At 48.6% G+C, this 12,745-nt stretch carries 16 protein-coding genes; 3 read left to right on the forward strand and 13 right to left on the reverse strand.

Going from position 1 to position 12,745, the window contains the following annotated elements; all coding sequences use genetic code 11:
• Window positions 1-271: 271 nt before the first annotated feature.
• The 7 genes from SB752_RS22970 to SB752_RS23000 all read right to left on the reverse strand — a co-directional run bounded on the left by SB752_RS22970 (window position 272) and on the right by SB752_RS23000 (window position 5,462).
• Complete coding sequence (locus SB752_RS22970; RefSeq protein WP_410717859.1) at window positions 272-760, reverse strand: cytochrome c biogenesis protein CcdC; 489 nt, start codon at window positions 758-760, stop codon at window positions 272-274.
• 54 nt (window positions 761-814) lie between these two features.
• Window positions 815-1,582 (reverse strand): ABC transporter permease, encoded by a 768-nt coding sequence (locus tag SB752_RS22975; RefSeq protein WP_410717860.1) that lies wholly within the window; start codon window positions 1,580-1,582, stop codon window positions 815-817.
• On the reverse strand, window positions 1,579-2,292 hold the full coding sequence (locus SB752_RS22980) for an ABC transporter ATP-binding protein (RefSeq protein WP_410717919.1): 714 nt from the start codon (window positions 2,290-2,292) through the stop codon (window positions 1,579-1,581). The genes SB752_RS22975 and SB752_RS22980 overlap by 4 nt, the downstream gene beginning before the upstream one ends.
• Window positions 2,292-2,696 (reverse strand): GntR family transcriptional regulator, encoded by a 405-nt coding sequence (locus tag SB752_RS22985; protein WP_410717861.1) that lies wholly within the window; start codon window positions 2,694-2,696, stop codon window positions 2,292-2,294. The genes SB752_RS22980 and SB752_RS22985 overlap by 1 nt, the downstream gene beginning before the upstream one ends.
• A gap of 279 nt (window positions 2,697-2,975) precedes the next feature.
• Entirely contained in the window at window positions 2,976-4,460 is a 1,485-nt protein-coding gene (locus SB752_RS22990; protein ID WP_410717862.1) for an MFS transporter, read from the reverse strand.
• A gap of 59 nt (window positions 4,461-4,519) precedes the next feature.
• Entirely contained in the window at window positions 4,520-4,960 is a 441-nt protein-coding gene (locus tag SB752_RS22995; protein ID WP_410717863.1) for an SRPBCC family protein, read from the reverse strand.
• A 13-nt stretch (window positions 4,961-4,973) separates the two neighbouring features.
• Window positions 4,974-5,462, reverse strand: a complete 489-nt coding sequence (locus SB752_RS23000; RefSeq protein WP_410717864.1) for a MerR family transcriptional regulator — start codon at window positions 5,460-5,462, stop codon at window positions 4,974-4,976.
• Between the two features lie 276 nt (window positions 5,463-5,738).
• Here SB752_RS23000 and SB752_RS23005 point away from each other — a divergent pair, with 276 nt between their 5' ends.
• From SB752_RS23005 to SB752_RS23015, 3 genes are read left to right on the forward strand one after another with little or no spacing between them, the layout of a single operon-like run.
• Window positions 5,739-6,158 carry a MarR family winged helix-turn-helix transcriptional regulator gene (locus SB752_RS23005; RefSeq protein WP_410717865.1) on the forward strand — a complete coding sequence of 140 codons (420 nt, stop codon included), beginning with the start codon at window positions 5,739-5,741 and terminating at the stop codon, window positions 6,156-6,158.
• Window positions 6,159-6,184: 26 nt separating this feature from the next.
• Complete coding sequence (locus SB752_RS23010; RefSeq protein ID WP_410717866.1) at window positions 6,185-6,826, forward strand: nitroreductase family protein; 642 nt, start codon at window positions 6,185-6,187, stop codon at window positions 6,824-6,826.
• Between the two features lie 29 nt (window positions 6,827-6,855).
• On the forward strand, window positions 6,856-7,152 hold the full coding sequence (locus SB752_RS23015; protein WP_410717867.1) for a putative quinol monooxygenase: 297 nt from the start codon (window positions 6,856-6,858) through the stop codon (window positions 7,150-7,152).
• Window positions 7,153-7,241: 89 nt separating this feature from the next.
• Here the strand turns inward: SB752_RS23015 and SB752_RS23020 are convergent, their stop codons facing one another.
• The 6 genes from SB752_RS23020 to SB752_RS23045 form a co-directional block, all read right to left on the reverse strand.
• Complete coding sequence (locus tag SB752_RS23020) at window positions 7,242-7,910, reverse strand: tetratricopeptide repeat protein (protein ID WP_410717868.1); 669 nt, start codon at window positions 7,908-7,910, stop codon at window positions 7,242-7,244.
• Between the two features lie 107 nt (window positions 7,911-8,017).
• Complete coding sequence (locus tag SB752_RS23025) at window positions 8,018-8,866, reverse strand: YtnP family quorum-quenching lactonase (protein ID WP_410717869.1); 849 nt, start codon at window positions 8,864-8,866, stop codon at window positions 8,018-8,020.
• A 72-nt stretch (window positions 8,867-8,938) separates the two neighbouring features.
• Window positions 8,939-9,235 (reverse strand): hypothetical protein, encoded by a 297-nt coding sequence (locus SB752_RS23030; protein WP_410717920.1) that lies wholly within the window; start codon window positions 9,233-9,235, stop codon window positions 8,939-8,941.
• A 163-nt stretch (window positions 9,236-9,398) separates the two neighbouring features.
• On the reverse strand, window positions 9,399-11,402 hold the full coding sequence (locus SB752_RS23035) for an oxidoreductase (RefSeq protein WP_410717870.1): 2,004 nt from the start codon (window positions 11,400-11,402) through the stop codon (window positions 9,399-9,401).
• 203 nt (window positions 11,403-11,605) lie between these two features.
• Entirely contained in the window at window positions 11,606-12,085 is a 480-nt protein-coding gene (locus SB752_RS23040) for a hypothetical protein (protein WP_410717871.1), read from the reverse strand.
• A 100-nt stretch (window positions 12,086-12,185) separates the two neighbouring features.
• Entirely contained in the window at window positions 12,186-12,500 is a 315-nt protein-coding gene (locus SB752_RS23045; protein ID WP_103109970.1) for a hypothetical protein, read from the reverse strand.
• Between the last annotated feature and the right edge of the window lie 245 nt (window positions 12,501-12,745).

A 12,745-nucleotide genomic window follows, 5' to 3' on the forward strand; every position in this document is an offset into this window, starting at 1 on the left:
CGTTGTACTCATTGTAGTGAGGAGTCATGCCTTCGTCAATCATCATTCAAAATTTTTCGAACGTACAGGAATGTTTAAGTGCTTCTCAGTGTAAAAGCATCTTTGCTTAAACTTTCCTGTACGCATAAAAAGCTACCGCTAAAACGCGGTCGCTCCTCAGCGTACGTGCCTCGCTAGAGGTTTTTTTATTATGAAAAATTTCTATGAGACTTATCGAAAATTCGATAGGGTGCAACAAACCGGGTATTGATACCCGACTGCCTGCTGCCGTTTACGTACTCGAAATGGTTCTCGTGAATTTGATGTAGCTACCGATTCTCCAGATCCCTACATAAAGAACGCCCATACACATCATGAGAATAGACAATTCGACGACGTCTATGGATGTAAAGTACTGCGTCAACACGAGACGAATAAGTACGATCGCGATCAGGATGAACTTGAGATTCCGGTTTGGCTTTGCATAGATCAACCCATCCTCTCTTCTCTCGTATTCGGTCTGCTTCAGCATGACTGTACCGAAGATGACACCGAGGACGACAGCGATGAGCAGCTCCCAAACCGCCGGCATATGAAACGTTTGGCCTGGGATATGCATGAGCTGGTACAAGCCCCATGGCACACCCACAAGCATCACCCCAATTGGAATCAATATCCTGTAGCCTTTCCCCTTAATGGGCTTCTTTCCTCTTCTGGTTCTGAGCCAAATTCCGAGACCTACGATCAATACGACAAATACGATGGGTAAAACGGATTGCATGGCATCCTCCGTCCTTTCTTCAAGAAATTGTAGTGACTGTATTCCTCTTGGTTGCTAGATTGACAGTTTCCGCTCAAGCAGATAGGCCGCAATGCGGATGAAAAGATAAGCAACGATCCAACTGATCAGCAAGGCCCACAGATTGGGGATCAAGAGCCCGGGCTGGTCGTTGAATAACCGGTGCGCCACATGATAGCTTGGAATGAATGTCTGAAACCCGCTGTAGAAAGTACTCAACCCTCCTATGATAACGACCCAAAGAACCGGACTGAGCAGGCGCAGTGTAGTGTAATGAATCGTTGCCAGCAAAAGGCTGAGGGAAAGGATAAACGGACTAAAGCCAATGACGATCGTCAGCAATGGGAGTCCGGTCAACATGGTCAACCATACGTCCTCAGACGAATATCCTTTTACCAACAGGGCAATGATTCCCGCAAACAGTGAAATCAACACATACACGCAGCATGAAACTGCCACTGTCCGCAGCCAGGCAGCGAAGAACTTGGCACCTATCAGGCTCAGTCGGGAGTAAGGCAAGGTGAGCCACCACCCGAATGTCCCGTTCTCCCATTCTCTTCTCAGCATCAGTACTCCCATGACGACTAGCATATATGGGAAGCCGATCGCAACACCCCACAGCTGATTCAACTTGAGCTGGCCGTGGATTGCAAAATAAGTGGCCACTCCGACAGCGACGAGGGCAAGAAGAGCCAGGTAGATCGTCCTGCCGTACCCAAAGCCTTGCGAGCGGTCCAGCTTTCTCCAGCTTCCCTTCAGCTTCCACTCATGATGGACGAGCGACAAAAACAGGCGCAAGCTCATCGACTCCACTCCCTTTTGTAGAACATCCGGAATACGTCATGGAGAGATCCATATTGCGCTCGTAACTCATCAGCTTCGCCTGACCAGATTGCTTTTCCCTGATCCATGAGCACGATATAGTCAAACAGCCCTTCCACTTCCTGAATGTCATGTGTGCTGATCAGGATGGACACCTCCCGCTCTTCCAAATAATCGATCATACCAGCGATGATCGCTTCTCTGGAAATTAAATCGATCCCGGCGAACGGTTCATCCAAAATGATGAGCGGAACATCGCGGGACATACAAAGAATCAACATCACTCTTGCCTCCTGGCCTTTGCTCATGCCAGCCAGGCTCATTTCCAAGTCGACGTCCATGGACGAGGCAAATTTTTTGGCTGCTTCCAGATCAAACCCTGGCAGGAAGGTTGCTCCCCATTCAAACGCCTGCAGTACAGTATGCCGTGGATACCAGCGGGCTCGATCGGGCAGGTAACCGATGTGACTGTTTGTCTGCCACCCCGGCGATTGCTCTAACACCCTGATCTCTCCTGCATCGGGGGTGATCAACCCAGTGATTGCCCGAAACAATGAGGACTTACCACAACCGTTTGGACCGAGTACGCCGACGATTCGTCCGGTGGGAATCGCAAGGTCTAGGTGGTCGAGCGCGTATTTTTTACCATAGCGTTTCGTCAACTGATTACATTTGACAATAGGCTGCACCATCATCTGGTTCCTCCTGATTCATTCGGATACTTTTTGCTAAGGTAGTCCTGTATTTCGGCTAAGGGTATGCCTAAGCTCGCCATTTGCTCCACGAAAGAATCCATATATCTCGATGCCAATTCCGACCGAAACAGCTGCACGCGTCCTGCCGACGAAGTGACATAGGTTCCTTGTCCCCGGCGTTTTTCTGTTAATCCGTCACGCTCCAGCTCCTGATAGGCTCTCATAACTGTATTTGGATTCACCCTAAGCTCTAGTGCCAGCTCTCGTACGGATGGCATTTTTGTTCCCAATTCGATTTCTCCTTTTGCAATAACGCTTCGTACTTGATCCAGGATTTGCTCATACAGCGGCTGACTAAAATCAATCTTGAACCGCAGTGAGCCAATCTTTTGTTCCTCCATGGGCTTTCCTCCTGCCCTTCCCTGCGTATGTAGTGTATTATATCACTTAATACACCTGACACAAGAGGCAATCCTCATATTCCTATGTTTTACCAGTTTCTAGGGCTGAAAAGCCTTGCTTTCACAACTCTTCGTCAGATCCCGGCAACTGCCATCTAAAAAACGTCTAAGAAAAAAGGCCAACCAGAAATCACTGGTTGACCCGATCATGCGAATAAAGTTTTAGACCGTCGCGGACAAAACAGATCATTAAGCCTGCGCTTATTCTTGTGTAGACAATTACATCTCACCTGGCTTTTTCTGTCCGATGGGAGGTAAATGCCGAAACTTGATCACGGTGAGAACAGCGATAGTGATCATCAGTCCACCGCTAACCGCCACAACCGCATGCATGCCGTTGGTAAATGCTACTTGGGCTCCATGAAGAATTGTTGAGGCAATAGGTTCGGGCAATGCTTTTGCCGCCGTGACTGCCCCAGCCAGACTTTCGAGAGTAGCTCCGTGTGTTAACATCGTAATATCTCTCGGTATGAAGCCGGCAATTTGCGTGCGGTACACATATGTACCGATGCTGCCTAATACGGCGATACCTAGTGCGAATGCGAATTCACCGCTCGTCTGAAGTAAGGACGCCGCCGAACCGGCTTTTGCTGGCGGGGCCGAGCCGACAATTAAATCGCTGGACAAGCTCGCAAACGGTGCTACTCCCACATTAAAAAAGATATACCCGACGATCAGGGTAGAGAGCCCAGATCCCGCCCCTACCTGGGACAGTATCATACAACCAGTCGCCGAGAAGGCAAGGCCTGCCCCGATAAGGAGCGACGGTCGGATCCGCCGAGCAATGAGAGGCGACAGTAACATGCCCGTCATAGACGCAACAACTCCCGGGAGCATGCACATCGCTGCCCGGAGCGGCGATAGTCCTTCAACAAATTGAAGATGCTGTGCGATGAAGAGCATGGATGCGCCTGTCAAAGTGATACCGAACATGCCGCCAAGCGCCGTGCTGAAGGTGGGGTTTGCAAATAGGCGTAAATCCATTAGCGGACTGTCTAGCCGTTGCTGCCTCCTTACGAATAAGGTGCCGAAAGCGACTCCAGCCGCGATGGCAATGAGCGGCAGGGTCTCAAGACCTTGCTTAGCGATTTCCTTGAGGCCGTAAATTACCGGTAAAATGGTGCACATCGACAGCATGACGCTGGTCATATCCAAGCGGCCAGGTGCGGGATCCCGATAATCGGGCAGAAGATGGGACGCAGTCAATAACAGCAACGCCATGACTGGAACCCCGAGTAGAAAAATCGACCCCCATGAAAAATGCTCCAGCATCGTCCCGCCGACTATAGGGCCAAGCGCCATGCCTCCCATGGAGCACATGAACCATATGCCTATGGCGAGGGAGCGCTGCTTATGATCGCGGAACATATTGCTGATTAAAGCCAGGGACGAAGGCGATACCGTCGCCCCGGCTATGCCGAGCAGTGCCCGTGCTGCAATTAGCATTCCGGAGGTGTTGGCACAAGCGGCCATCACCGAAGCCGAACCGAATGCCGCTGCACCGATCATCAGCAGCTTACGGCGGCCGAGCCGATCTCCGAGTGTGCCCATCGTGATCAGAAACCCCGAGAGCATGAAACCGTATATGTCCATGATCCATAGCTGCTCAGTACTGTCAGCGCCGAGAGCCATGCTTATGTGAGGAAGTGCGAGAATCATTACGGACAAATCTACCGAAATGAGTATGGCAGGCAGTGAAAGCACGGCAAGTCCAATCCATTCCTTTAAACCGGCCCGGATACTCGATTCAAGCGCAGCACCTTTCATTGGCCCTCCAGGACCTCTCCTAGCCGATCCAGCATCAACTTCGTTCCATGCTCACGCTGTTCAGGTGTATCGAGACCATCCAGGAAAACGCCTTGCTCGGTATAGATCAAGCGAGTGCAGCCGTCAACGGATTCGAATTCCACCGTCGTCACGGAGACGGATATCCGTTTATCTTCCATATCCAGCGTGTATGAGTATACAATGCGCTGATCCTGAACGATCTCCTGATAGCAGGCATCAAATGTGTAAACGGGTCCTCCAGGCGGACCACCGCGATTGAATTCACGTCCGCCAACACAGAAGTCGAACTCGTCGGCTTTAGGAAACCAGCTGGCTTTAGCTGCTTGACCCGCCCATGCAGCGAATACGCGGGCAGGGGAATGTTTATAGTTCTTTTCGATGACAAATGTGGAATGTTTAGCAGATCTTTCAGTCACAGTCGAAACCTCCTTATCCGGGTTCTTCCGGATGCTCGTCTAAATATTCACCTAGTCGGTCGAGGTGAAAATCCATATTCGATTTTCTCTCGGCGAAATATTTCTCATGATTCATTCTCATATTCCGCATGATTTTCATGAAATTCTCTACGGTAAACGGTTCGTTCCTTTGCATCCGACTTGATACATTCTCAAGCTCCAGCAAGAGCTTCTGCTGCATGCGGATATTTTCTTTCAAGCGGTCAATTTGAATGGTAACAATGTCTGACAGGCTAAGTTGATCTCCTGCCATTACGGTTTTAATCTCCTCCAGTGATAGCCCTAACTCTTTCAGGGACAAGATTTGCTGGAGGCTTGAAATGTCCTTTTCAGTATAAAGTCTATATCCGGACGCCGAATAGCCGGATGGCGAAAACAAGCCAATCTGATCGTAAAAACGTAAAGTTCGTATTGTGATTCCAGCCATTTTTGCAAGTTCTCCAACCCTCCACTGCCGCTTCATGATCAGCCCCTTTCTTGATCGCTAGCGTTTCACCGGTAACTACACTATAAACCGTTACGTTACGTAATGGTCAAGGACCCACATGAAATTTTTTCCAAAGGGAATTATGAGTCGCAAACTCACTCCCGAAACCACTAAGACCCCAAAAGTTTAGGTGGTATTGCAGGATGTTGCAAACAATAAAATAAGATGTTATATTAATTGAGCTATCAATTATTGATGCGTCAAATATTAGGGTTGTATTCCTATTCATATTGCCCCCGGGAGGCATTTTTCATGACACACAAGGAATTGGAAGAGGAGCAGATTCTAACTCTGCTCGTTGGTTTAACCAACAAAATCAGTCCCAAGTTCGAACGCTGTACGGGAATCAGCTCTACTCGTCTCGCAATCTTGCAAATTCTTTGCGAATGTAACGAAATCAATCAGTCCCAGTTGCAAAAGCACATCCATATCGACAGTGCCGCTATTACTCGCCATCTGAAGCAACTTGAAGCGGATGGCATGGTGACGCGGCACAAGAATCCAATTGATAACCGCGAAACCCTCGTTCGTCTGTCTAATGAAGGGCATCAGCGGATTGAAGGGTACAAAAGAGAGAAACGAAATTTTATCCAGCAGATTCTGGAAGGCTTCAGCGAAGATGAAACACAAGTCTTAGTGGATTTTCTCAAACGGATGCAAAATAACATTTAATTAGGCATAAAGGAGTTGGATTCAACATGAAGAGCACACTGCAGAGAACAAATGATTTTCGTGAAATTACGTTTGGTCGTCGGTCTGTTAAGCAATATGATCCCGAAGTAAAAATAAGCCGCGGGGAAATGACCGAAATTTTAGAAGGAGCCACACGCGCCCCATCTTCAGTTAATCTGCAGCCTTGGCGCTTTCTGGTTATCGAAAGTCAGGAAGGGAAAGAAAAGCTTGCAGAGCTGGCACGCTTCAACAAGACGCAGGTGCTCACCTCTTCCGCCGTTATTGCCGTATTTGTCGACATGAACAATGTGGAATATATGGATGAGATCTTTGGCAAGGCTGTCGAGCTCGGATATATGCCACAGGAAGTGAAGGACATGCAGCTTTCAGCCGTGAAGCCCTACTACAACAATCTGCCACCTGCTGTTCTGCGGGATGTCAATTTTATCGATGCCGGTCTCGTATCGATGCAATTAATGCTGGTTGCCCGTGCTTATGGCTATGACACCAACCCGATCGGCGGCTATGAAAAGGATCAAATAGCGGAAGCGTTTGGTATGGACAAGGATCGCTACCAACCGATTATGCTGATCAGTATCGGGAAAGCAGCGAAGGAAGGACACCGCTCCTACCGTCTGCCCGTTGAGACAGTGACAACCTGGAAATAAACCAGTTCCTGGAAGAGAGGTTGAAAACGATGTTGATTATACATGCCCATCTGCAAGTTCTCCCAGCACAGGAAGAAGCATTTCTGACAGCAGCCAAAGGTCTGATTGCTGCCAGCAAAGCAGAAGCAGGAAATGTGGGGTACACCCTTTTGAAAAGCACAGAACACGAGCATCACTACACCATGGTAGAAAAGTGGAAGGACGCTGCGGCAGTTGCGGCACATAATGCAAGCGCTGATTTTCAGGCGTTTGTGAAGCAAGCTCCTACTTTTTTCGCGGTACCAATGGAATTGGAAGTATTTGCAGGTGAGCCTGTTAAGCTATAATTTACGAATGGACAAAAAACAGCAAGGTTGGCCCCGTGGTCAGCCTTGCTGTTTTTTATGATTGACTCCCCGACTCGATTTACAATGCGTCATTTTTTCAACCACGCCAGAAGCGCCCAGCGTCTTTCCGTGCGGCGTTTGTAGGAAGGCAATCCTCGATATACTTCAACCGCTTCCAGGTAAGATCGCTTCGCCTTCTCCTTTTGCTGCAATTCGTTATACAGCTCGCCTTGTTTATAGTACACCTCGCATGACGACATGTTCATCCTCGCCAGCTCTTCTAGACTCGCAATGGCTTTTTCCATCTGCTGCTGTTTCGCATATGCCTCAGCTACGAGTAAATAAGGTTCACCATATTTGACTCGCGGATTCGCCCCCAATGCTTGCTCAATTAGTTGTAAGCCCTCTTCTGTGCGGCCTAGCTTCAGGAGACAGCTGCCCTTGTCGCTCAAATATTCGGGAGAATCCTGCATCAATGAAGAAATTTCCTCCAGATAGGTCAATGCCTCACTGAATTGCCGTTTCTCCATAAGCAGGCGGGCAGCTTCCAGTTTGGCAGGGGTGTCATGCGGATTGAGACGCAGCTGATTTTTTAAAGTGGATAAACGTCTCCATCTCCGGTAAGGCTTGGTTACGTCAGGGAGCAAGCGGACAAAGCGTAGATCCAGAAAGTATAGAAGCAATAAAATAATGAGCAGGGCGACAAAAGGATTTCCTGTCAGCCACCACAAAATCGAGAACAAGAACATTTTCCCCAACGATTTTCCCTCAATCCTCTATGTTTTTTCCTCCTAACTATACGAGCCCTTCCAGTAAATTGTCAAATATTGTTACATTGATGCGTTTATCAGGACTAACCCCGGTTTTACTGCTCCACCTCAATATGCTCGACAAGCTCTCCAGCTTCATTCCATTTCACAATCCGATACAGTGCATCATGGTAAAACGTAAACCATGCTCCTTGGCTAATCCCTCTCTTGATCCATTCTTCCTTAGCAAAAATGGAGGTCATCGGGTAATCATCGTAAGCCATGACCCATAGGGAATTTTGATGCGCGTGAGTCGGCATAATATCGGCCATATGTAGAATGAGCTGACCGTCACTCTCCATCCTCACGATAGCATGTCCATGACTATGTCCGCCCGTATGGTGGAGAGAGATACCTGGCAAAACCTCCAAGCTCTCCGCATAGGTCTGTACCTGGTGCTCAATCGGGCGCCAGTTTTCCTCCCAGTATGTATTGCGGGAACGGATATTCGGCTCTCTCATTTCGGCCCATTCAAGCTCCTGCACGTAAATAACTGCTTTGGAAAACGTAGATACAAGCTGACCGTCTTTCCACGATACGAGCCCGTTCGCATGATCATAATGCATATGGGTCATGATGACGATGTCGATATCCTCTGGTGTCAGGCCCTTACTCGCTAGCGATTCAACTAGCTGCGATTCCTCGACCAGACCGAAATTGCGCTTCTGCTTGTCCGTTAATCGATCATTCCCCATGCCAGATTCAATTAAAATCCGTTTGCCATGCGCTTCGACTAGAATCGGATCAGCCCTAAGCGGAACTTGGTTCTGCTCATTCGATGGATATCGCTTGCTCCATAGCGGCTTCGGTACAACCCCGAACATGGCCCCACCGTCCAGCTGAGTGAGCCCGCCCTTCAACCAGGTTAGTTCAAACTCTCCTGCTTTCCACTCGTTCAGTTTCATGATTTCTGCCCCCTAGCGTAGCAATCGATTCGTATAAGGAATGAAAAAGTGAAAAGCACCCAGCCGGGTGCCTTATTGCTTCTCTGCCACACTTACGGTTCGTGTCGCTGGAGCAATTTCCAGCAGTAAATCACTGGAAACGGCCTGTACAGTGACATCCGAATCACTGCGTCTATGATGAAGCACGAGTTGGGCTACTTTTTCATTTTCACAATAAACGCTGATTAATGTTTGGAGTGGGTTAGCGCTGCCGCCTGCAATCACCTTAAAACCTGGGGCAACCGTAAACGTCCATCCTTCCACCTCTATTATCGGAGCTGTAGAGTACAGAAAGTAACGTTTCCCCAAAAGTATGCCATTATGATTCATCAAGGCGAGAGCCCCCAATCAAATGATTTTGAACAGTATGATACCATTTTGCAAGAAGATGCACACGATGAAAAGTCTTTCGACAAAAGTTCTGAAAAGACGACACACTCCAATCATCATACACCACACTCTTTATTTTCGGAATAGAAAAACATATTTATCATTAAATGATTCTGCCTACCGTGGAGCCGTCCAGAATGGCCCTTTTGGCATCCAGCTCTCCCGCTTCTCTCGCGCCGCCAATAACGTGCACTGACAACCGGCCTTGCAGGGCATGAAACAGTGTGTCATTCGAAGTGGCACCTGCTGCAACAATGACCGTCTCCACAGAGATCAACTGCTCCTCATCTTGATGGCTAATCAGCACTCCATCAGGCGTAATTTTTTTGTATGTCATTTGCGTAATCATTTCGACCCCATGCCGTCCCAGACTGGCGAGCACCGCCCAACGCGTCGTCTTTCCAAGCCCGGTTCCCACATGTTTGCCACGCCGAAGCATATAGATTTTCCGTTTTCTTGGTTTCAACTGCTTAATCCCTGTTTCGGAAAGGATCTGATATTCCCGCAAGTAATCAGCAACCTTTGGCGAAATTACTTCATCTTGCAGCAGCAGATGGGACAAATCACAGGCGATGCCCCCAGCCCCTACAATCGCAACCGTGCGTCCTACCTTCACTTGCCCTTCAAAAACCTGGTCGTAGCTGACTACATGGGCCAGATCTACACCTGGAATCCCAGGCCGCCGCGGGATCACGCCTGTTGCGACGACGACCTCTTCAAAGCCTTCAGCCTCCAGTGCATCTGCTCTCGCCATACATCCAAGCCTGATTTCTACACCGAGCCTGCTCAGCTGTGCTTTGTAATAGCGGAGTGTTTCATTGAATTCTTCCTTGCCTGGTACTTGGCGAGCATAATTCAGCTGCCCACCGATCTGCTGACTCTTCTCCATGACTACGACCTGATGACCGCGCTCCGCCAGCACTCTTGCCGCTTCTAGCCCAGCCGGTCCTGCTCCTACAACCGCCACCTTTTTTCGTGAGGCTGCAGGAATGAGAGCCCATTCCTGCTCTCTGCCTACGAGAGGATTGACCAAACAGGAGGCTACTTTGTTGTCAAAAATATGATCGAGGCAGGCCTGGTTACAGGCAATGCATGTGTTTACCTCATCATACCGAGTCTCTCGGCTTTTACGCACAATTTGTGGATCAGCCAGAAACGGACGAGCCATCGAAACCAAGTCACTGCGTCCGTCTAAAAGAATAGTCTCCGCCTGACGCAAATCGTTTATCCGGTTGCTCGCGATCACAGGTATGCTCACTGCCTCCTTGACATGCTGTGCTACCCAGACATAGGCGCCCCGCGGGACCATCATCGAAATGGTTGGTACCCGTGATTCATGCCAGCCGATGCCGATATTCAGCGCATCCATCCCGGCTTGCTCCAGCATACCAGCAAATAGCAAGGTCTCCTCCATCGTTGTGCTATCTGGAATCAAGTCGATGCCCGACATGCGGAAAATAATCGGATAATCGGGTCCTACCGCTTGGCGTACGCGTCTTGCTACCTCCACACCAAATCGGGCTCGCCGTGAAAAGTCACCGCCCCACTCATCCTGCCGTATATTCGTGACAGGCGATAAAAATTGATTAATCAAATATCCTTCTGAGCCCATAATTTCAACCGCATCAAAGCCTGCTTTTTTCGCGCGAACGGCTCCTTCTGCAAAGGCTTGGATCGTTTGCTCAATTTCATCCGCACTCAGCTCACGTGGCTTTGTTCGATTAATCGGTGCCTGCAGCGGTGATGGTGCTACCGGATCACAGCCCGTTTGCTCCTTGTGTGCGTACCTGCCAGCATGAAACAACTGCAAAGCGATTCGACCTTTGGCTTCATGTACTTGGGTAGTGATGAGTCGCAGCGGTTCAATATCCTCATCCCGAAATACGTTACAGTACGGCTCCCCCATACCGCCTTCGGGCAGGACAGCAGCCCCCCCTGTTACAATCAAGCCTGCTTCTCCTCTGGCACGCTCGGCATAAAAGGTGGCCAGTCGGTTCACACCATCCTCAAGCTTTTCAAATCCCACATGCATGGAACCCATCATGATTCGGTTTGGCAAGGTCAGCGTACCGATCTGAATAGGCTCAAACACTTTTTTCAATCCCACAACGAACCCCCCTCTCGTTACGAGTGAATGCTCATTCATTATTCTACTGTGATTCGCTGTGCATGTTTTGAAATCCTTCCTGGCACTGCCTCACAACATGCAAAAAAGCCCGAGAATCTTCCCGAGCTTCTTTTGATTGGTACGCAAAGCTATCTCTCCAGCCAACAGCTTGCTTCCCTCTCCTATGTCCGCTGATCCTCTGCTTATTTCGACAAGCTAACCAGCTTTCCCAAATCTGACGAGAATCGCTCCAGTACGTTCTCAAGCTGCAGCTCCTCGTCTTCTGTAATCGGTTGCTCCACAACAAAATGGTAGCCGAGTATCATCACAGCTTCTGCCATTTTCCCTGGTTCGAGATAGCGACGCTTTTCCGTTAACGAAATTTCTGGTATCATCACTCGAGCTCGTTCCCACAATTGTTCGCTCTGGTCATTTTGATTGCTCCCCAGCACTCCAGGGTATGACACCTCTACCTCCACTTCACAGCTTGCTTGATCTGGCAAGGAAAAAAGATGGATGGATGCCACCGGAACATGCTCTTCTTCTGAGGCCGCAAAGGAGATGATGACCTCCTGCAGTTCCTCTTCTGCTACCAGCGAACGGTCTGAGCGTAAAACAATATCTGTTATCATTCCATGAGCAGATAAATGCTCACCTAGTTTTTCCACCATGAATTGCAACACCGCGGTTACTCCTCCTGCTTCTAGTTGACCTTTTGCAAGCAAGTATATCACGAGTTAGATGGGATCGAAAATGCACCCAAAAATATTATGAAAAACCCCTTCAAGACGAAGGGGTTGGATTGTTGTTGATATTTTTTTGATTCATGAATTCAGATAACCAGGCGCGACGCACTTCCTTGTTGGGACAGTAGCCCAGGATGTAGCTCTCTCCGCGCATATATTTTTCCTTGATCCACTCTTTATGCTTGCGGAAAAAGGCGTGTTGGAAATCAATCGGCATTTGCTGATATTCTTCCAAGGCTGAGGGGTTCTGGAGGAAAAAATCTTCATCGTACACCAATTCTTCATTTTGTTGGCGGCTGATCAGGTACACGAAAGCAATCACCAGAAACAGATTCACCAAGAAAATAGTCATCCAAATCCCTCCAGTCATACATTTAATTATCTGATTACTCTGTCTTATCAGCATATTATTATTGTACCATGCTTTTGGTGTTTTCTAAACCTCTCCTCACGTTATTTTATAAAAAAACATTTTGAAAAGTGAGTATTTTATACTAATAAGAAAACCTCTCTCGAATTCAGAGAGTAGATGTGGCCGCATAATAGTAAAAAAAGCACCCGCTCTACTTGAACGGGTGCTTTGCATGCGTATGATTA

The organism is Brevibacillus sp. SIMBA_040, from assembly GCF_046535075.1.
GTDB lineage: Bacteria > Bacillota > Bacilli > Brevibacillales > Brevibacillaceae > Brevibacillus.

Coding starts and splice junctions, on each gene's coding strand:
- SB752_RS22980 (WP_410717919.1), bottom strand. CDS start 2,292: ATGGTGCAGCCTATTGTCAAATGTAATCAGTTGACGAAACGCTATGGT.
- SB752_RS23025 (WP_410717869.1), bottom strand. CDS start 8,866: ATGAAACTGAACGAGTGGAAAGCAGGAGAGTTTGAACTAACCTGGTTG.
- SB752_RS22975 (WP_410717860.1), bottom strand. CDS start 1,582: ATGAGCTTGCGCCTGTTTTTGTCGCTCGTCCATCATGAGTGGAAGCTG.
- SB752_RS22985 (WP_410717861.1), bottom strand. CDS start 2,696: ATGGAGGAACAAAAGATTGGCTCACTGCGGTTCAAGATTGATTTTAGT.
- SB752_RS23005 (WP_410717865.1), top strand. CDS start 5,739: ATGACACACAAGGAATTGGAAGAGGAGCAGATTCTAACTCTGCTCGTT.
- SB752_RS22970 (WP_410717859.1), bottom strand. CDS start 760: ATGCAATCCGTTTTACCCATCGTATTTGTCGTATTGATCGTAGGTCTC.
- SB752_RS23030 (WP_410717920.1), bottom strand. CDS start 9,235: ATGAATCATAATGGCATACTTTTGGGGAAACGTTACTTTCTGTACTCT.
- SB752_RS23010 (WP_410717866.1), top strand. CDS start 6,185: ATGAAGAGCACACTGCAGAGAACAAATGATTTTCGTGAAATTACGTTT.
- SB752_RS23045 (WP_103109970.1), bottom strand. CDS start 12,500: ATGACTATTTTCTTGGTGAATCTGTTTCTGGTGATTGCTTTCGTGTAC.
- SB752_RS23000 (WP_410717864.1), bottom strand. CDS start 5,462: ATGAAGCGGCAGTGGAGGGTTGGAGAACTTGCAAAAATGGCTGGAATC.
- SB752_RS23015 (WP_410717867.1), top strand. CDS start 6,856: ATGTTGATTATACATGCCCATCTGCAAGTTCTCCCAGCACAGGAAGAA.